The organism is Stenotrophomonas sp. NA06056 (assembly GCF_013364355.1).
Taxonomy (GTDB): Bacteria; Pseudomonadota; Gammaproteobacteria; order Xanthomonadales; family Xanthomonadaceae; genus Stenotrophomonas.
Map to the genome: position 1 here is coordinate 1,500,931 of NZ_CP054931.1, position 19,391 is coordinate 1,520,321.

The window sequence follows — 19,391 nt, forward strand, 5'->3', positions numbered from 1 at the left end:
CGCCCGAACAGTTGCTGGAGCTGACACTCGCAGTAATAAGACTGGGCAAGCGGGGGAGCTCTCGACCCTTCCAGACTATACGGAGTCCGGTGATGAACGGGATCGGGATTGATGTCAGCAAGCGCCAACTGGATGTCGGCACGACGGACGGAGAGGTGCTGCAGGTTAGCAATAGCGCTTCGGGTTTCGCTGAATTGGATCTCTGGTTGAGGAAACATCCGGTGAGCCAGATCGTGCTGGAGGCCACTGGGGGCTACGAACAGTCAGTACTGAACTTTCTGCACAACGCCGGTCATGCGGTGGTTCGTGCCAACGCGCTGCGGGCTCGCAGGCTGGCCGGGGGAATGGGCCAGTGGCCAAGACCGGCCGTCTGGATGCCTATGCATTGGCGCAGATGGCGGCCTTGGTGAAACTGCCCGCCTATCAGCCACTGGAGCCCGGCAGCAAAAGCTGCGGGAATTTGTGCGGGCGCGTCGACAGACGATGGAAGCCCTGACCGTAGCGCGCCAGCAGCAGGAGATGGTGACCGATCGTGAGTTGCGCCGACTGCTGCAAGCCAGCATCAGCCGCCTGCAGAGGATGGTTGGGCGTTTGGGACAGCAGATTGCCGAGCAGGTTGCCCAGCAACCCCAGCTGGCGGTACTGAAGTCGATGAAAGGCGTGGGCCCTGTCCTGCAGGCGGTATTGGCCAGCTATCTGCCGGAGCTGGGCAAGATCAGCGGCAAGGCCATCGCCAGTCTGGTCGGTGTAGCACCCATGTCCCACGACAGTGGAACCATGCGCGGCAAACGAAGCATCCATGGCGGCAGGGCCGAGATCCGTCAGGTGCTTTACATGGCCAGCATGTCGGCCATGCGGCATGAACCTCGACTGCGCGATTTCTACCAGTCGCTGCGAGCCCGAGGCAAAGAAGGAAAAGTAGCCATCGTGGCGGTGATGCGGAAGATGCTGGTGATTCTCAACGCCCGCGTGCGTGACGCTCAAGGCGGATCGATCCCCGCCTGAAGCCAGTCTGCGCGTGCCCCAAAAGGCTGCCGGCCAGCGGCCGGCACTACCGTGCGTGACTGTCGGAGGGGCCGAGGCCCCTCTCTCAACACAGTTGCTCCACGGATGGATTCACGGCGTCCCCCGCGAACCCAACCCGCCCCGCCAAGCGCGACATAACCCAGAGCCGCCTTTGACGTTGCTGTTGCTTTTGCCGTGGCAGTACAAGCCTGCCGCAGGCAGCGCCCGCGGCCGCCGCCGCAGGAAAACCTTAGATCTTCTTCGCCAGCGACTCGGCCAGGCCGATATAGCTGCCCGGGGTCATCTCCAGCAGGCGCTGCTTCGCATCCGCCGGCAGCTCCAGTCCCTGCACGAACGCGCGCATCGACTCGGCCGTGATGCCCTGGCCGCGGGTCAGCGCCTTCAGCTGCTCGTACGGGTTCGGCAGGCCATGGCGGCGCATCACCGTCTGCACGGCCTCGGCCAGCACCTCCCAGGCCGCGTCCAGATCCGCGTCCAGGCGCTGCGGGTTCACTTCCAGCTTGCCCAGGCCCTTGGCCAGCGAATCCAGCGCCACCTGGCTGTGGCCGAACGCGGTACCCAGCGCACGCAGCACGGTGGAGTCGGTCAGGTCACGCTGCCAGCGGCTGATCGGCAGCTTTGCGCTGAAATGCTCGAACAGCGCATTGGCGATGCCGAAGTTGCCTTCGGCGTTCTCGAAATCGATCGGGTTGACCTTGTGCGGCATCGTCGACGAGCCGACTTCGCCTTCCTTCAGGCGCTGCTTGAAGTAGCCCAGCGAGACGTAGCCCCAGATGTCACGGGCCAGGTCGATCAGGATGATGTTGGCGCGGCGCGCGGCATCACCGATCTCGGCGATGTTGTCGTGCGGCTCGATCTGCGTGGTGTAGGGGTTGAACACCAGGCCCAGGCCGGTAACGAAGCGCTCGGCGAAGGCCGGCCAGTCCACGTCCGGGTAGCTGGCGACGTGGGCGTTGTAGTTGCCGACCGCGCCGTTGATCTTGCCGGTCAGCTCGACCGCGGCGATCTGCCGGCGCTGGCGCTCCAGGCGGGCGACCACGTTGGCCAGTTCCTTGCCCAGGGTGGTCGGCGAGGCGGTCTGTCCATGGGTGCGCGACAGCATCGGCTGGCCAGTCTGGGCGTGCGCCAGGTTGCGCAGTGCGGTGGCGATGCCGTCCAGGGTCGGCAGCAGCACCTCGCGGCGGGCCTGTTCCAGCATCAGGCCGTAGCTGAGGTTGTTGATGTCTTCGCTGGTGCAGGCGAAATGCACGAACTCCAGCGCCGGCGCCAGCTCGGCATCGTCCTTCAGCTGTTCCTTGATGAAGTACTCCACCGCCTTGACGTCATGGTTGGTGGTGCGCTCGATCTCCTTCACGCGCGCGGCCTGGGCCGGGCTGAAGCCGCTGGCCAGCGCACGCAGGCGGACGATGGCGGCGTCGGAGAACGCGGCCAGCTCGACGATGCCCGGTTCGGCGGCCAGGGCCAGCAGCCACTCCACTTCGACCGTGACGCGGGCCTTGATCAGGCCGTACTCGGAGAAGATCGGGCGCAGGGCGTCGACCTTGCCGGCGTAGCGGCCATCGAGCGGGGACAGGGCGAGCAGGGCGGATTCGGACATGTCGGCAGGGAAGGGCGAGCGGCGGGGGCCATATTCTACGACGCGGGGCCTTTGCATGCTCGGTAGCGCCGGGCGATGCCCGGCGGATGGCGGCCGCGCTGCGCGCTCGCCGGGCACGGCCCGGCGCTACCCGTGTAAACGGCCCTGCGGATGAAACGATCTGGCCCGCGCTCGTCATCCCACACCGCAGGCAACGGAGTATCGTTGTCGCAGCCGCCAGCCCGGGAAGCGACACCCTGCCAGCCGCCGCTTCCCTTTCCCCAACCGAAGTAGTGCGGAGTTGAATGCAATGAGCAAAGCTGCAAGCAAGAGCGCCCCCAAGGGGTTCCGGATCGAGCACGACAGCATGGGCGAGCTGCAGGTGCCTGCTGACGCGCTGTGGGGCGCGCAGACCCAGCGCGCTGTACAGAATTTCCCGGTGTCGGGCCAGCGCATGCCGCGCGGCTTCATCCGCGCACTGGGCCTGGTCAAGGGAGCTGCCGCCGGCGTCAACGCCGAGCTGGGCCACTTGTCCAAGACGGTGGCCAAGGCGATCCAGTCTGCCGCTGCTGAAGTGGCGGACGGCACGTGGGATGCGCAGTTCCCGATCGACGTCTACCAGACCGGTTCGGGTACCTCCTCGAACATGAACGCCAACGAGGTCATCGCCACCCTGGCCAACCGTGCGGGCAAGGCCGGCAAGACCGTGGTGCACCCCAACGATCACGTCAACCAGGGGCAGAGCTCCAACGATGTGATTCCGACCGCGCTGCGGGTGTCGGCCGTGCTGGCCACCCACGAGCAGCTGCTGCCGGCGCTGGCGCACCTGCGCAAGACCCTGGACAAGAAGGGCCGCAGCCTGCGCAAGGTGGTCAAGACCGGTCGCACCCATCTGATGGATGCGATGCCGCTGACCTTCGAGCAGGAATTCGGTGCGTGGTCGGCGCAGCTGGCCTCGGCGCAGGAGCGCATCGAGGACAGCCTCAAGCGCGTGCGCCGCCTGCCGCTGGGCGGCACTGCCATCGGCACCGGCATCAATGCCGACCCGCGCTTCGGTGCGCAGGTGGCCAAGGCGCTGAAGCAGCAGACCGGTTTCAAGTTCGACAGCGCCGAGAACAAGTTCGAAGGCCTGGCTGCGCAGGATGATGCGGTTGAACTGTCGGGACAGCTCAACGCGCTGGCGGTGGCCCTGATCAAGATCGCCAACGATCTGCGCTGGATGAACGCCGGCCCGCTGGCGGGCCTGGGCGAGATCGAACTGCCGGCACTGCAGCCGGGGTCTTCGATCATGCCGGGCAAGGTCAATCCGGTGATTCCGGAGGCGACGGTGATGGCCTGCGCCCAGGTGATCGGCCACCACACGGCGATTACCGTGGCTGGCCAGACCGGCAACTTCCAGCTCAATGTGACGCTGCCGCTGATCGCGGTGAACCTGCTCGATGGCATCGGCCTGCTGGCCAATGTGTCGACCCTGCTGGCCGACAGCGCCATTGCTGGCCTGAAGGTGCGCGAAGACCGCGTGGCCGAGGCGCTGGCGCGCAATCCGATCCTGGTGACTGCGCTGAACCCGATCATCGGCTACGAGAAAGCCGCTGCCATCGCCAAGCGGGCCTACAAGGAACAGCGGCCGGTGCTGGACGTGGCGCTGGAAGACAGTGGTCTGGCCGAAGCCGAGCTGCGCCGGCTGCTGGATCCCGCCGCGCTGACGGCCGGTGGCATCCAGTCCGGTGGCGGTGGTGCCGGCGGCTGATCTGCAATCTGCAGCCTGTAGAGCCGAGCCCATGCTCGGCTCAGGTGACAGGCAGTAGCCGAGCATGGGCTCGGCTCTACAAGTGGAAACGCCGCCCGGGAGGGCGGCGTTCTTGTTTCAGCGACGGTCGGCGACGATGTTGCCGAAGGTCTCGGTGTAGTCCTTGAACTCGGGAATGGTCTGCACCAGGTCCGGCGGAATCACCTGCATGCCTTCCGGCGGCACGATCTTCACCGGCTGCATGTTGGGGTCGGCCGGTGCGGCCACCAGCGTGTTCTGGCGCAGCACCTGCAGCTTGCCGAACATCGTCTGCAGCATCTGCTTCTGCTCGGCATTGAGCGGGATCAGGATCTCGTCGATCTTCATCTGCCCGTCGGGCAGGATGATGATGTTCGGTGCCGGCTGGCGGCGCACGGTCACGATGCTTTCGCTGACCGAGATCTTCGGTTTGCCACGCTCGGCGCGGTGGTTGCGGTAGTCCTGGTCGCAGCCGACCAGGCCAAGGCAGAGCAGGGCGGCCAGCAGCAGAAACAGCTTTTTCATGGCGGTTCAATGAAGTGCATCCGGGGTCGCCATTGTAAGCCCGCCGGGACGCAGCGGCCGGCAACGCGTGCGCGCTGCCGGCCGGGTGCGCTGATGTGTCGCAGGGTCAGCGGTTGACGACGGTGTCCTTGCCGCAGTCGTCCACATCGCTCTGGTCCATCGTGGCGTAGGGCTTGAACGCCGGCAGCGACGCAGCCAGCGCCTGCTGGCTGGCCAGCATGGCCGGCATGCGGTCGCAGATGCGCTTGGCCTGCGCCTCGATCTTGGCGGCCTCGGCGTTGATCCGCTTTTCGATGCCTTCGCTGTCGCCGCTGAAGATGCCCTTCAGTGCTTCACCGGCAGCGTTGGCGCCGAGCTTGGCGCCCGCCAGGCCGACATCCATGCCGTCCATCGCCACTGCCACCACGTGCCCACGGTAATCGAGCAGCTGGCGCCGCTGGCCATCGTCCAGCGTCACCTGCTTGCCACCGATCAGCAGCTGTCCCTGCGGAGTGATCTCCGCGCGCGGCTGGTTGTCGGCGGAGATCTTGATATTGCCTTCGGTGATTTCCTTGCGGGCGTCGTCCATCGCTTCCTTGACGGTCTGGCCGACGCCACCGGCGGTCTCGGCCACCGCCTTGCCGGCGGTCTTGTCGGGGCTGGACGTGTCGCCACAGGCGATCAACGGCAGGCACAGCAGGGCAGCAGGCAGCAGGCGCAGCAGGTTCATGGCATTTCCCTCGAATCGGAAGGTTGGACGTTACTTGCCGCGGGGCAGGGTGACGGTGCCGGCCACGCTGCGATGCTGGACATCGCCGCTGCCGCTGTGCTCGACGGTGAGATTGCCGCGCACGCCATCGACGTCGATATCGCCCGAGCCGTGGCTGCGCACGCGGACATTGCCGCCGACCTGCTCGATATCGACATTGCCGGAACCGACTACGCCGACCTCGACATTGCCCTGCACCTGCTTGAAGCCGATGTCGCCGGAACCGACGGTATCCAGCCGCGCATTGCCACGCACGTCGGTCACCTTCAGATCACCGGAGCCGACGGTACCGACGCTGGCGTCGCCGCCGATGTTGCGGGCATTGACGTCGCCCGAACCCAGCGAGAGCAGGTTGAACGATGCGGCGCCATCGACGTCCAGGTCGCCCGAGCCGACGGCGGCATGCACGCTGCCACGGGTGCCGCGGGCGATGCCATCACCGGAGCCCACGTCCATGCTCAGCGACTGCGCGTTCTCGATGCTGGCATCACCGGAACCGATCTTGAACTGCAGTGGCAGGTTGTCCGGCACGCTGCCACGAATGTCCAGCCAGGCGTAGCTGTTGCCCATCGACAGCGAGCCGCGGCTGTCGCGGCGCAGGCTCACCACCAGCTTGTCGCCCACGCGCCGCTGGTCCAGCACCAGCTGCTCCAGCCAGTCCTTGTTGGACGCGCATGCGCGACCTTCGAGCTGGCCGCCGCCAGCGCTGGCGACCACCTTCAGGTCATGCTGGTTGATCTCGAACACCACCGCCTTGGCGCCGGCGGCGTCGATCTTCAACGCGCGTGGCGCGGAGAACTTGCAGTTCGGTGCATCGGCGGCCAGCGCCGACAAGGGCAACAGCAACAGCGCACTACAGGCAATCAAGGAACGCATGGGTGGTGCCTCCAGGTTGAAGATCAGATTTCGCCGGCGCGCTTGCGCAGGCGGATGGCGATGAAGATGAAGGCCACGCCGAAGGCCGCGCCGATCCACAGGTCGGGCATCGCCAGCGACTTCAGCTGCGCGCCGGGCGACATCAGGGCAACGATCGAGTCCAGGTCCTGCCTGGATTCGCCGCCTGCGCGGTACAGCAGGTCCATCCCTGGCATCGCACCCAGCAGCAGGCGGCCGACGATGTGCTGCCAGAACCAGCCGGTGGTCAGGTCGAACAGGTGCATCAGCTTGGTGGTGCTGACGATGATGCCGGCAAACAGTGGCAGCATCACCGCCCACAGGAACGGCTTGCTCCGGGCCCAGGCCGAGCACAGCAGCAGCCAGCCGGCAGTCGGCAGTGCCCACAGGGCGTACACCGGGATGGACACGAACATGCCCAGCACCAGGCTCATCGGGTTGGCCGGGCCGACGATCAACTGCATCGCGTCACCGCCGTGGGAGACCACCACCAGGCACAGCACCAGCATGAACACCAGCAGGGTCAGGCTGGACGCGATGATGGCGATCAGCGGTGCGACGATCAGCGCACTGAACACCTTCGACAGCACGGTCTGGGTGTCCGACAGTGGCAGCGATTTCCAGAACAGGATGCTGCGGTCGCGGCGGTCGTCATACAGCGCGCCCAGGCAGTAGAAGAACACCACGAACGCGAGCACGATCAGCGGCCAGGACGAGGTCAGTACCATCGCCAGGTCCAGGCCGTTGCCCAGGTCGGCCATGTCCTTGGCGCTGATGTCGCGGGTCAGCACGGCCAGGTCCAGGCCGTTGATGTTCACGCTCTCGCCGTCGATGTGCAGGCCGCCATCGCGCGCGGCACGATGCAGGGCGAACAGGCCCAGGCCGATGCCGATGCCGCTCATCAGCAGCGAAACGATGCCGGCGATCACCGGGGCATACAGGAAACCACCACGGTTTTCCCAGTATTCGCGCTTGAGCAGCCAGCGCAGGGTGCCGGCCGGGCTGACAGGATGGTTGACGGCATTCATGCGTAGGTCCCCTTCATGACAGCGACGAACAGATCGGCAAGGCCGGCGTTGCGGGTTTCACCCAGGCTGGTCAGCTGGCTGCGTGGCACCCCGTCGAACAGCAGGACGGTCTTGCCGAAGGCCTGGCTGCGCTCGTCGATGGGCTTCAGTGCGCGGGCGGTTTCAAGCTGATCGGCGCCGACCAGCAGTTCGGTATAGCGCTCGCCGACCTCGTCCATTTCCGCATTGAGCACGATGCGGCCGTCGCGGATGAACATCACGTCGGTGAGGATGTGCTCGATCTCTTCCACCTGGTGGGTGGTGACGATGATGGTCTTCTGCTCGTCGAAGTAGTCTTCCAGCAGGCGCTGGTAGAACTCCTTGCGGTACAGGATGTCCAGGCCGAGCGTGGGCTCGTCCAGTACCAGCACCTTGGCGTCGATGGCCATCACCAGGGCCAGGTGCAGCTGCACGATCATGCCCTTGGACAGTTCGCGTACGCGTTGCTTCGGCTGCAGCTTGGTGTTGGCCAGGAAGCGCTCGCAACGGGCACGGTCGAAGCGGGGGTGCACGCCGGCAACGAAGTCGATCGCCTCACGCACCTTCAGCCAGCGCGGCAGCACGGCGACGTCGGCGATGAAGCAGATGTCGTTCATGAGATCGTCGCGGTGCGCTCGCGGATCACGGCCGAGCACACTCAACTCACCCTCCACCGAGGTCAGGCCGAGCACCGCCTTCAGCGCGGTGGTCTTGCCGGCGCCGTTGGGGCCGATCAGGCCGATGATGCGGCCTGCCGGAATGGAGAAGCTGGCGTTGTCGAGCGCGAGCGTGTTCTTGTAGGCCTTGCGAAGGCCTCGGGCGGTAATGACAGCGTCGCTTGGCGCAGCGGTAGTGGGACTGGCATTCATCAGAATTTCCCCTGGGGCAACAATTCGTCGAGACTCAGGCCCAGTCGCTGGATGCGCTCCAGAACGGCCGGCCATTCTTCATTGAGGAAGCGTTCGCGCTCGCTGCTGCGCAGCTGCGTGGCCGCCTGTTCGGTCATGAACATGCCCAGGCCGCGGCGCTTCTCGACCAGGCCTTCATCGGCCAGCTCCTGGTAGGCGCGCGAAACGGTGATGGGGTTGAGCTGGTAATCGGCGGCCACCTGGCGCACCGAAGGAAGGGCATCGCCTGGCTTGAGGATTCCGTCAAGCATCATGGCGATCACGCGTTCCTTCAGCTGGCGGTAGATGGGAGCGCCGTCGCTCCACTGGATGTCGCTCATATTCAGCTCCGTGGGGTCAGCGGCTGTGCGAACGAGAAATACGGCATGGACAGGGAGCTGTGCAGCCGACGCGGGGGGGAGGGGGAGGGAGCGGCATTCCCTGCCGTGGGTACTGCTGCGTCCTGCGTACTGTCTTCGAAGAGGGTGGGGGAGGAAGCGGCCGGCGGTGCCGGCATGGCCAGCCAGACCAGGACGAACAGGGTTGATACGGCGGTGACCGCGGGGGCGGTAAGGCTACGACGCATCCGGGTGTTCATGGTTTCCCCCCCTGTCTCAGGTGACTGGTGTTGTATGCAACTATAACACCGGCACGCCTGTGTGCAAGTCCTGCCCCTACCCAACTGATGGCAGGGGTGGTCATGGTGCCGAAATATCCTTCCAACCCGCTGATTCTTATTGAAAAACGGATGGAGAGGGGGCTTCCTTTCGGCCAGCCTCCCATTCAGCCATGTCCATGCTATGTCATCACCGGTGCGGTGAAGCGGCCTGCAGACGCCTTCCGCCAAGCCGCGCAAAGCCCAGCAGCGCGTGCGCTGCAGGGGCGTGCAGACCCCGGTGCTATAGTTCGGCCGATTCCCGGCCGGTCACGGCCGGACCCTTGGAACGGCTACCGCGGAACGTCTCCCATGCCTTTGTCGACTGCCACCTCGCGCCGCCTTCGCGGCCTGTCCCTGTTGACCCTGCTGGCCGCGGGCCTGGCCACGTCGGCCGGCGCTTTCGCCGCCGATCTGCTGGACCTGTCGTATCGGCCGCTGGCGGGCAAGCAGCAGGTCAACCTGCAGCAGCGCTACCACGGCCAAGTGCTGCTGGTGGTCAATACCGCCAGCAAGTGTGGCTATACCCCGCAGTACGAGGGTCTGGAAGCACTGCAGAAGCAGTACGCCAGCAAGGGGTTTGCGGTACTCGGTTTCCCGTCCAACGATTTCAAGGGACAGGAACCTGGTGACGAAAAGCAGATCCAGGATTTCTGCACGCTTACTTATGGCGTGAAGTTCCCGATGTTCGAAAAGGTGCACGTAACCGGCGCGCAGGCCACGCCGCTGTATCAGCGCTTGACCGCCGCCACCGGTGTGGCGCCCGCCTGGAACTTCCACAAGTATCTGGTCGGGCGCGATGGCCGGGTCATCGCCCAGTACGCGAGCAAGGTCACCCCGGATGATCCGCAGCTGAAAGCGGCCATCGACAAGGCGCTTGCAGCACCGGCCGTACATTGAATGGCGGCACGGATGCCTCGACATCGACGGCATGCGTGCGACAATACGTGTTTTCGCGCCGACGTCGGCGTCCAGTCACTTCCAGGAATGCAGCGAATGAAGATGGGAATGCGCGGCGCCGCGGCGTCGGTTCTGATTCTGGCGATGGGCACCACCGGTGTCGCACTGTCGCAACAACCGGCCGCTCCCTCGGCCGCCAAGGAGACCGCACCCTTGAATTCCCCCAAGCAGAAGCTCGGCTACGCCATTGGCCTGGATGTGGCCAAGTCGTTCGCGCCGATCGCCGATGAAATCGATGCGGCCGCGCTGCGCACTGCCGTGGAACGTTCCTTCGAAGGCCTGCAGCCGCAGATCACCCAGGAACAGGCCAAGGCGACCGATGCCGCCCTGCGCCAGGTGGTGATGGCCCGCAGCGGGCAGCAGGTGCCGGGCGTTGCGCCGGGCTCGCAGCCGGCGAAGGTCGACCGGGTGAAGGTCGCGCAGATGATCGGCGCCTATTCGGTGGGTCCGTCGCTGGCACAGCTGAAGGACGATATCGATACCGCCTCGCTGTTTGACGCAATCAACACTGGCCTGAGCAAGGGCCAGCCGAAGATGACCGAAGCCGACGCTACCGCCACCATCCAGTCGTTCATGGGTGCCAAGCAGGCCGAGATGCAGGCCAAGGCAGCGCAGGCCGCGCAGACCAACCGTCAGGAAGGCAATGCATTCCTGGCCAAGAACAAGACCCAGCCGGGCGTGGTGACCACGCCGTCGGGCCTGCAGTACCAGGTGATCCGCCCGGGCAGCGGCGAGCGTCCGTTGCCGTCCAGCAAGGTGCGCGTGAACTACGAAGGCAAGCTGCTGAACGGCACGGTCTTCGACAGCTCCGCAGGCCGTGGTCCGGCCGAATTCGGTCTGGACCAGGTCATCAAGGGCTGGACCGAGGGCGTAGCCCTGATGCCGGTCGGCTCGAAGTACCGCTTCTGGATCCCGGGTGAACTGGCGTACGGCGAGAACGGCACCCCGGGTGGTCCGATCGGTCCGAACTCCACCCTGACCTTCGACGTCGAGTTGCTGGGCGTTCTGCCGTAAGCCACCACGGAGTCAGCACGGATATGCGCGTTGCGATTTTTGGTACCGGCTATGTAGGTCTGGTGACCGGCACCTGCCTGGCCGACGTTGGCCACCAGGTGGTCTGCGTCGATATCGACCAGGCCAAGGTGGATGGCCTCAACCGGGGCGTCATCCCGATCTACGAGCCCGGCCTGGAGCCGATGGTGAAGGCCAACCACGCTGCGTCGCGGCTGGTGTTCACCACCGACGCGGCGACCGCCATCGGCCACGGCCAGGTGGTGTTCATCGCTGTGGGCACGCCGCCGGACGAGGATGGCAGCGCGGACCTGCAGTACGTGCTGGCCGTGGCCCGCACCATCGGCCGGTACATCTCGGTGCCGACGGTGGTGGTCAACAAGTCGACGGTGCCGGTAGGCACCGCCGACAAGGTGCGTGCGGCCATTTCCGAGGAACTGGCGGCGCGTGGGGCCGATATTGCCTTCGATGTGGTGTCCAACCCTGAATTCCTGAAGGAAGGCGACGCCGTTGCCGACTGCATGCGGCCTGACCGCATCATCATCGGTGCGACCAGCGCCGAATCGGTCGCCGTGATGCGTCGCCTGTACGCACCGTTCAATCGCAACCACGATCGCGTGGTGGAGATGGACGTGCGTTCGGCCGAGCTGACCAAGTACGCCGCCAATGCGATGCTGGCCACCAAGATTTCGTTCATGAATGAAATCGCCAACATTGCCGAGCGCGTCGGCGCCGACGTCGAACAGGTCCGCCAGGGCATCGGTTCGGACCCCCGTATCGGCTGGCACTTCATTTATCCGGGTGCCGGTTACGGCGGTTCGTGTTTCCCCAAGGACGTGCAGGCACTGGCCCGCACCGCGCAGCAGGCCGGCCTGGAGCCGAAACTGCTGAACGCGGTGGAGGCGGTCAATGAATCGCAGAAGGGGCACCTGTTTGCCCTGATCCAGCGGCACTACGACAAGGGTGAAGATGAAGGCGTGCGCGGCAGGACGTTTGCCGTGTGGGGCCTGGCGTTCAAGCCGAACACCGACGACATGCGCGAGGCCTCCAGCCGTCGCCTGCTGGCCCAGTTGTGGGAAGGCGGTGCAACAGTGCGCGCCTACGATCCGGAGGCGATGCATGAATCGCAGCGGATCTTCGGCGAGCGCGACGATCTGGTGTTCTGTGACAGCGCCGACGACGCGCTGCAGGGTGCCGACGCGTTGGTCGTGGTGACCGAGTGGAAGCAGTTCCGCAGCCCCGATTTCCAGATGCTGCGCGAGCGGCTGAAGGATGCGGTGGTGTTCGATGGCCGCAATCTGTACGAGCCGGCTGACGTCGAGGCCGCTGGCCTTGCGTATTACGGCATTGGCCGGGGGCGTTCGTTGCATGTCTGAAGTACCGACCGAACGCGAGCAGGCGCTGGAAGCGCGCCTGGTCGAGCTGGAGATGCGCGTGTCCTTCCAGGAACACGCGCTGGCCGAACTGAGCGATGCACTGGCAGACGCACGTATGGAAGGCAGCCGCAATGCCGGCATCCTGCGCGTGCTGCTGGAGGACCTGGGCAAGGTCCGCAATGCATTGAATTCTTCTGATCCGGCGAGCGAACCGCCGCCGCCGCACTACTGATCCATATCCTATGAGCGATACCCTCCGCGACCAGCTGATGGGCCTGGGCTTCAAGCCCGCGCCCAAGCCCGAGCGCAAGAATGATGGCCCCCGCCGTGATGGCCGCCCGCAGGGCAAGGGTGGCACTGGCAATGGAAAGCCGCAGCAGGCTGGCAGGGGCGAACACAAGCCCGGCGAGCGGCGGGCGCATGGCAATGGCGGTCCGGGCAAGCCCGGCCAGCAGCGTGGCCAGGGCCACGGGCAGGGGCCGCGCAAGCCGCGTACCGCCGAGGAAATGGATCTGGCCAAGGCCTACGCGATCCGTGCGCAGCGCGAAAAGGAAGAGCGCATCGAGAACGAGCGCCTGAAGCAGGAAGATGCCCGCCAGCGTCGCGAAGCCAAGGTGAAGCTGGAAGAGCTGCTGAAGGACAAGGGCCTGAACGCCGAAGCGGCCGATATCGCGCGCCACTTCCCGTATGGCGGCAAGATCAAGCGCATCTACGTCACCGCTGAGCAGCTCAAGGCACTCAATGCCGGTGAACTGGGCGTGGTCCAGCTCAACGGTCGCTACCTGCTGGTGACGGCCGAGGTTCTGGCCCAGTCTGAAGCGGTGTTTGCTGCTTCGGTTGCACTGAAGGTCGACCCGAATGCGCCGGCCGAGGACGATCCCTACGCCGACCCCCAGTACCAGGTGCCAGACGACCTGGTCTGGTAAGCCAACGCCACCATTGTTGAACACACTGGGCGCCGTCGGGCGCCCAGTGCATGTCAGGAGCAGGGTCATGCAGGAACGCAGTCCCGGGTACTTCCCGCATATCGATGGCCTGCGTGCGATCGCAGTGCTGGCGGTGATCCTCTACCACCTCAAGGCGAGCTGGCTGCCGGGTGGCTTTACTGGCGTGGACGTGTTCTTCGTCATCTCCGGCTTCGTGGTCAGCGCCTCGGTCGATCGCCTGCCGGCGATTGGAGGCTGGGCTGGATTGGCCCGCTTCTATGCGCGCCGCATGCGTCGCATCGCGCCGGCGCTGGTGGCGTGCCTGCTGGTGACGGCGATGTTCAGCGCGTTGCTGATTCCTGAATCCTGGCTCAGCGAGACCAGCGACAAGACGGGCCGCATGGCGTTCTTCGGGTTGAGCAACTGGGTACTGGCCAGCACCGGCAACGACTATTTTTCGCCGCGCACCGAGTTCAATCCCTACACACATACCTGGTCGCTGGGTGTCGAAGAGCAGTTCTACCTGCTGTTCCCGATGTTGTTCCTGGCTTGGGCCAAAGGCCGGCGCGGCGCCTGGCTGTCGGTGGGCCTGTTTGCCGCAGCGACGGTGGCATCGCTAGGCTACGCGGTGTTCCGTGCAGGGCAGGGTGGCCATGAGATCGATGCGTTCTACCTCACCACCGCGCGGTTCTGGCAGCTCGGCGCGGGTGTGCTGCTGTTCCAGCTGCTGTCGCTGAGCGGCCGGTTTACGCCGCCGCCGTCTCCGCCGCGCGGGATCAGCTGGCGCTCGCCGCTGCTGCTGTTGAGTGTCGTGGCGCTGGGCTATGGGCTCTGGTCCGCGCGGCCAGGCCACTCGCCGTGGATTGACGGGTTGTGGCCGGTGCTGGGCACACTGGGCCTGCTGGGTCTGCTGCAGCGCTCGCCCGGGGGCTGGATCGGTCGTGCGTTGGCGGCAACACCGATGGTGACGGTCGGACGTCTGTCCTATTCGCTGTATCTCTGGCACTGGCCGGTCTTCGTGCTTTTCCGCTGGACGGTGGGCCTGGAAACCATCGGTACCGGCGCCGCCGCGCTGTTGTGCGTCGCGCTGCTGTCCTGGCTGTCGTGGCGCTGGGTGGAACAACCCTTGCGGCACGGGGCGCGCTGGCGCATCAGCAACGCGCGCTGGGTCGTGGCCGGGCTGGGCGTGCTGGTAGTCGGCGCCGGCCTGCAGACGGCGCTGGTCAAGACCCAGCAGTACACCTCGCTCAGCGTGGTCAGCCGTGCTCCGCTGGACTGGTATCCGTATGCCAAGGGGCTGAAGAAGGAAATCCCCGACTGCCGCGTGCGGGTCAGCAACGTGCCGGTACTGGGTGGACAGGCCCGCCTTTACGAGCGCGGTGAGTGCCCTGGACGTGCCGCATCCACTCGTCAGTTGTTCGTGGCCGGCGATTCGCACGCGCTGGCCTATCACGAGATGTTGCAGCGCCTTGCCGTGCTCGATGGTGCACCGATCCGCCTGTACAGCAGTGGCGGATGCGCGCTGGTCGGGTTGCGTGCCTGGCAGGGCCCCAATCCTGCTTGCGAGGCCTATACGCGCAACGTGCTGGAAGATATCCAGGCGCGTGCGCAGCCGGGTGATGTGGTGTTGCTGGCAGGGCTGCGCCTGCCACGCCTGTCCGAGCAGTACGCGCTGTTCGATGTTGCCCAGGTGCGTGCCGATCATCTGAGCGAGACGGCCAGTGCGGGCCGCAAGGCCGAGATCGCGCATTGGATCGAGCAGCTCACACCGCTGACCGACCGTGGCGTGCGCATCGTGCTGGAAGCGCCCAAGCCGGTGCTGCCGGCACCGCCGTACCGTTGCTCGGATGTGTTCAACCGGCACAATCCGATCTGTGCCAACGGCATGACGGTTGCGCGCAGCGAGATCGAGCAGTTGCGCGAGCCGGTGCTGGCTGCTCTGCAGCAGGTCGCTGCAGGCCTGCCGGGTGCATCCGTGTGGGATCCGATGCCGTTGCTGTGCCCGGGCGAGCGCTGCCTTCCCACCCGCGACGGCAAGCCGCTGTTCTTCGATGGTGACCATCTCAGCGGATACAGCAACCGTCTGCTGCTGCCGGATTTCCAGCGTCAGCTGCAGCGTCTGCAGGCGCCGGCCGTCGCCCCCTGATCGGGCGCGGCGATCATTCTGGATCGTAGTCGAGATTGGACGCCAGCCAGCGTTCGGCCTGGGCGCGGTCCACACCCTTGCGGCGTGCGTAGTCAGCCACCTGTTCGCGACCGAGACGGCCAACCACGAAATACTGGCTCTGCGGGTGGCTGAAGTAATAGCCCGACACCGCCGCGGTCGGCAGCATCGCGAAGCTTTCGGTCAGCTGCATGCCGGCGTTGGTTTCCGCGCCCAGCAGGTCGAACAATCGGCGCTTTTCACTGTGTTCGGGGCAGGCGGGGTAACCGGGCGCTGGGCGGATGCCGCGGTACTTTTCGTCGATCAGCGCTTCGTTGTCGAGTGATTCGGCGTGGTCGTAGCCCCAGAATCCGGTACGCACGCGCTGGTGCAGGCGTTCGGCCAGGGCTTCGGCAAAGCGGTCGGCGAGCGCTTTCAGCAGGATCGCGTTGTAGTCGTCGTGGTCGGCCTCGAAGCGTGCCACGTGCGCGTCGATACCGATGCCTGCGGTCACGGCGAAGGCGCCGATCCAGTCCTGCTTGCCGCTGTCGGCCGGGGCGATGAAATCGGCAAGGCAGAAATCTGGCCGTTCGGCAGGCTTGTCCACCTGCTGGCGCAGGAAGTGCAGGGTGGCCTCGCCATCGGGATGCTGCACCCGTACGTCGTCGCCGATGCTGTTGGCGGGCCACAGGCCGAACACGGCCTTGGCCTGCAGCCACTTCTCGTTGACGATGCGCTCGAGCATCGCGCGGGCGTCCTGGTACAACTCGCTGGCCTGGGTGCCGACGATCTCATCGGTGAGGATGGCGGGGTATTTGCCGGCCAGTTCCCAGGCCTGGAAGAACGGCGTCCAGTCGATGTAGGGCACCAGTTCGGCCAGCGGATAATCATCGAATACATGCAGACCGGGCTGCTTCGGTGCGGGTGGGGTGTACGCCTCCCAGTCGCCCTGGAACATCTGGCCGCGTGCATGCTCCAGCGACACCAGGCGCTTGGCGTCGCCGCGGTTGCGATGGCGGGTACGGATCTCGGCGTAGTCCGCCTCGTTGGCCGCGACGAACGCATCGCGCAACTCGCGCGAGATCAGCGACTGCGCAACGCCCACGGCGCGCGAGGCATCCTTCACCCACACGGTCGGCGCTTTGTAATGCGGGTCGATCTTCAGCGCGGTGTGCGCACGCGAGGTGGTCGCGCCGCCGATCATCAGGGGGAGATCGAATCCCTGTCGCTGCATTTCACGGGCGACATGGCTCATTTCCTCCAGCGACGGCGTGATCAGGCCGGACAGGCCGATGATGTCGGCGTGGTGCTCGCGTGCGGCATCGAGGATCTTCTGCGCCGGCACCATCACGCCAAGGTCGATCACCTCGAAGTTGTTGCAGGCCAGGACCACGCCGACGATGTTCTTGCCGATGTCGTGCACATCGCCCTTCACCGTGGCCATGATGATCTTGCCATTGCTGCGGGCGGTGTCGCCGCTGCGTGCCTTCTCGGCTTCGATGTAGGGCAGCAGGTAGGCCACCGCCTTCTTCATCACCCGTGCCGACTTCACCACCTGCGGCAGGAACATCTTGCCGGCACCGAACAGATCGCCGACCACGTTCATGCCATCCATCAGCGGGCCTTCGATCACGTCCAGCGGCCGGCTGGAACGCTGCCGGGCTTCTTCGGTATCGGCTTCGACCCAGGCGTCCAGGCCATGCACCAGCGCATGCGCCAAGCGTGCATCCACCGGCTTCTCGCGCCAGGCCAGGTCCTCGGTCTTCGCCGCGCCCTTGCTGCCCTTGTAGCGCTCGGCGATCTCAAGCAGGCGCTCGGTGGCATCACGGCGACGGTTGAGGATCACGTCTTCGACCCGCTCACGCAGGTCCGGTTCCAGCTCGTCGTAGATCGGCATGGCGCCGGCGTTGACGATGCCCATGTCCATGCCGGCGGCGATCGCGTGGTACAGGAAGACCGAGTGGATCGCCTGGCGCACGGTCTCGTTGCCACGGAACGAGAACGAAACGTTCGATACGCCGCCGGACACATGGCAGTGCGGCAGCGTCTGCTTGATGATGCGGGTGGCTTCGATGAAGTCGACCGCGTAGTTGTCATGCTCTTCAATGCCGGTGGCGACGGCGAAGATGTTCGGGTCGAAGATGATGTCCTGCGGCGGGAAGCCGATTTCATCGACCAGCAGGCGATAGGCACGCGTGCAGATTTCGACCTTGCGCGCGCAGGTGTCGGCTTGCCCGGCCTCATCGAAGGCCATCACCACCGCGGCCGCGCCGTAGCGCAGCACCTTGCGCGCATGCTCGCGGAACAGGTCCTCGCCTTCCTTCAGCGAGATCGAATTGACCACGCTCTTGCCCTGCAGGCACTTCAGGCCCGCCTCGATCACGCTCCATTTGGAGGAGTCGACCATCACCGGAATGCGCGCGATGTCCGGTTCGGACATGATCAGGTTGAGGTAGCGGGTCATCGCCGCTTCCGAATCGATCAGGCCCTCGTCCATGTTGACGTCGAGGATCTGTGCGCCGCTGGCCACCTGCTGCCGGGCCACATCCACCGCTTCCTCGTAACGGCCTTCCTTGATCAGTTTGCGGAACTGGGCGCTGCCGGTGACATTGGTGCGTTCGCCGACATTGACGAACAGCAGGTCCGGGGTGATGACCAGCGGTTCCAGGCCGGACAGGCGGGTAGGGCGTACGGTCGTCATGGCAGGCGGCAGCTCAACGGCAACAGGGCGGAGAGTGGATGGCGATGGCGTTCATGCGGCCTGGACCTGGGCGACAGGCAAGGCGCGCGGCGGCAGCCCGGCCACCGCCAGCGCGATCGCGCGGATGTGGTCCGGGGTGGAGCCGCAGCAGCCACCCACCAGGTTCAGCAGGCCATCCTCGGCGAAGCCTCGGAGGGTGGCCGCCATTTCATCGGGTGTTTCGTCGTACTCACCGAATGCATTGGGCAGGCCCGCATTGGGATGGGCACTGACGTAACAGTCCGACACCTGCGACAGGGTTTCCACATGCGGGCGCATGGCATCGGCGCCGAGCGCGCAGTTCAGGCCGATCGACAACGGTCGTGCATGTGCCAGCGACGCTTGGAACGCTTCGGCGGTCTGCCCCGACAGGGTGCGCCCGGAGGCATCGGTGATGGTGCCGGAGATCATGATCGGCAGCCGTGCGCCACGCGCATCGAAGGCTTCCTCGATGGCGTACAGCGCGGCTTTGGCGTTGAGCGTATCGAAGATGGTTTCGACCATGATCGTGTCGGCGCCACCATCAATCAGGCCATCGATGGCTTCGCGGTAGGTGCCGCGCAGCTCATCGAAACTGGTGTTGCGGTAGCCGGGATCGTTGACGTCCGGGCTGATCGAAGCGGTACGACTGGTCGGGCCGAGCACGCCGATGACGAAGCGCGGCTTGCCCGGCGTGGTCGCCGCCACCGCATCACAGCAGGCACGGGCAACGGCGGCGCCCGCCTTGTTCAGTTCGTACACAAGGTGTTCGAGGTGGTAGTCGGCCTGGCTGACCGAGGTGGCGTTGAAGGTGTTGGTTTCCACCAGGTCCGCGCCCGCTTCCAGGTATGCGGTGTGGATGCCGGCGATGACCTCCGGCCGGGTCAGCAGCAGCAGGTCGTTGTTGCCTTTCAGGTCGTGGCCTTCCGGTGTCCCGCCATGGTCGCAGCCGGGGCCATGGACATGGTCGTAGCCGCCGGCGAAGCGCTCGCCCCGGTAGTCGTCTTCCTGCAGGCCGTGTCGCTGGATCATCGTGCCCATCGCGCCGTCGATGATCAGGATGCGATCACGCAGGGCAGCGAGCAGCGATTCCACGCGTTCCGGGTGCAACCAGGGCAGGGCGGGCATGTC

16 protein-coding genes and 1 pseudogene are annotated in these 19,391 nt (G+C 65.6%); 8 read left to right on the forward strand and 9 right to left on the reverse strand.

Features of this window, described 5'->3' with window-relative positions:
* Positions 1-92 precede the first annotated feature (92 nt).
* A pseudogene (locus HUT07_RS06585) lies at positions 93-1,005 on the forward strand (IS110 family transposase).
* Between the two features lie 250 nt (positions 1,006-1,255).
* On the opposite strand, the gene purB reads toward HUT07_RS06585, so the two are convergent.
* Positions 1,256-2,623 (reverse strand): adenylosuccinate lyase, encoded by a 1,368-nt coding sequence (gene purB, locus HUT07_RS06590; RefSeq protein ID WP_176020250.1) that lies wholly within the window; start codon positions 2,621-2,623, stop codon positions 1,256-1,258.
* A gap of 289 nt (positions 2,624-2,912) precedes the next feature.
* Here purB and HUT07_RS06595 point away from each other — a divergent pair, with 289 nt between their 5' ends.
* Positions 2,913-4,352, forward strand: a complete 1,440-nt coding sequence (locus HUT07_RS06595) for a class II fumarate hydratase (protein ID WP_176020251.1) — start codon at positions 2,913-2,915, stop codon at positions 4,350-4,352.
* A gap of 117 nt (positions 4,353-4,469) precedes the next feature.
* Here the strand turns inward: HUT07_RS06595 and HUT07_RS06600 are convergent, their stop codons facing one another.
* From HUT07_RS06600 to HUT07_RS06625, 6 genes are all read right to left on the reverse strand, one after another.
* Positions 4,470-4,895, reverse strand: coding sequence for a hypothetical protein (locus tag HUT07_RS06600; protein WP_032951937.1), 426 nt, complete (start codon positions 4,893-4,895; stop codon positions 4,470-4,472).
* Positions 4,896-5,001: 106 nt separating this feature from the next.
* A complete protein-coding gene (locus HUT07_RS06605; protein WP_176020252.1) occupies positions 5,002-5,604 on the reverse strand; it encodes a DUF2884 family protein in 603 nt (200 codons plus the stop codon).
* 30 nt (positions 5,605-5,634) lie between these two features.
* A complete protein-coding gene (locus HUT07_RS06610) occupies positions 5,635-6,519 on the reverse strand; it encodes a DUF2807 domain-containing protein (RefSeq protein WP_176020253.1) in 885 nt (294 codons plus the stop codon).
* Between the two features lie 23 nt (positions 6,520-6,542).
* Positions 6,543-7,565, reverse strand: coding sequence for a hypothetical protein (locus tag HUT07_RS06615; protein ID WP_176020254.1), 1,023 nt, complete (start codon positions 7,563-7,565; stop codon positions 6,543-6,545).
* Complete coding sequence (locus HUT07_RS06620) at positions 7,562-8,452, reverse strand: ABC transporter ATP-binding protein (RefSeq protein ID WP_176020255.1); 891 nt, start codon at positions 8,450-8,452, stop codon at positions 7,562-7,564. Before HUT07_RS06620 ends, HUT07_RS06615 begins: the two co-directional genes overlap by 4 nt.
* Positions 8,452-8,811 carry a GntR family transcriptional regulator gene (locus tag HUT07_RS06625; protein ID WP_012511573.1) on the reverse strand — a complete coding sequence of 120 codons (360 nt, stop codon included), beginning with the start codon at positions 8,809-8,811 and terminating at the stop codon, positions 8,452-8,454. The genes HUT07_RS06620 and HUT07_RS06625 overlap by 1 nt, the downstream gene beginning before the upstream one ends.
* A gap of 626 nt (positions 8,812-9,437) precedes the next feature.
* On the opposite strand from HUT07_RS06625, the gene HUT07_RS06630 reads away from it, so the two are divergent.
* The 6 genes from HUT07_RS06630 (at position 9,438) to HUT07_RS06655 (ending at position 15,544) form a co-directional block, all read left to right on the forward strand.
* Entirely contained in the window at positions 9,438-10,025 is a 588-nt protein-coding gene (locus tag HUT07_RS06630) for a glutathione peroxidase (RefSeq protein ID WP_176020256.1), read from the forward strand.
* A 96-nt stretch (positions 10,026-10,121) separates the two neighbouring features.
* A complete protein-coding gene (locus HUT07_RS06635; RefSeq protein WP_176020257.1) occupies positions 10,122-11,099 on the forward strand; it encodes an FKBP-type peptidyl-prolyl cis-trans isomerase in 978 nt (325 codons plus the stop codon).
* Between the two features lie 23 nt (positions 11,100-11,122).
* A complete protein-coding gene (locus HUT07_RS06640) occupies positions 11,123-12,472 on the forward strand; it encodes a UDP-glucose/GDP-mannose dehydrogenase family protein (protein WP_176020258.1) in 1,350 nt (449 codons plus the stop codon).
* Positions 12,465-12,704, forward strand: a complete 240-nt coding sequence (locus tag HUT07_RS06645) for a SlyX family protein (RefSeq protein WP_025876828.1) — start codon at positions 12,465-12,467, stop codon at positions 12,702-12,704. The genes HUT07_RS06640 and HUT07_RS06645 overlap by 8 nt, the downstream gene beginning before the upstream one ends.
* Before the next feature lie 10 nt (positions 12,705-12,714).
* Positions 12,715-13,398 (forward strand): DUF2058 family protein, encoded by a 684-nt coding sequence (locus HUT07_RS06650; protein ID WP_176020259.1) that lies wholly within the window; start codon positions 12,715-12,717, stop codon positions 13,396-13,398.
* A 67-nt stretch (positions 13,399-13,465) separates the two neighbouring features.
* Positions 13,466-15,544 (forward strand): acyltransferase family protein, encoded by a 2,079-nt coding sequence (locus tag HUT07_RS06655; protein ID WP_176020260.1) that lies wholly within the window; start codon positions 13,466-13,468, stop codon positions 15,542-15,544.
* A gap of 13 nt (positions 15,545-15,557) precedes the next feature.
* Here the strand turns inward: HUT07_RS06655 and metH are convergent, their stop codons facing one another.
* Together metH and HUT07_RS06665 are read right to left on the reverse strand one after the other, a co-directional pair.
* Positions 15,558-18,242: a methionine synthase gene (gene metH / locus HUT07_RS06660; RefSeq protein WP_176020261.1), complete on the reverse strand. Its 2,685-nt coding sequence runs from the start codon at positions 18,240-18,242 to the stop codon at positions 15,558-15,560.
* A 51-nt stretch (positions 18,243-18,293) separates the two neighbouring features.
* Positions 18,294-19,388, reverse strand: a complete 1,095-nt coding sequence (locus HUT07_RS06665; RefSeq protein WP_176020262.1) for a homocysteine S-methyltransferase family protein — start codon at positions 19,386-19,388, stop codon at positions 18,294-18,296.
* Positions 19,389-19,391 lie beyond the last annotated feature (3 nt).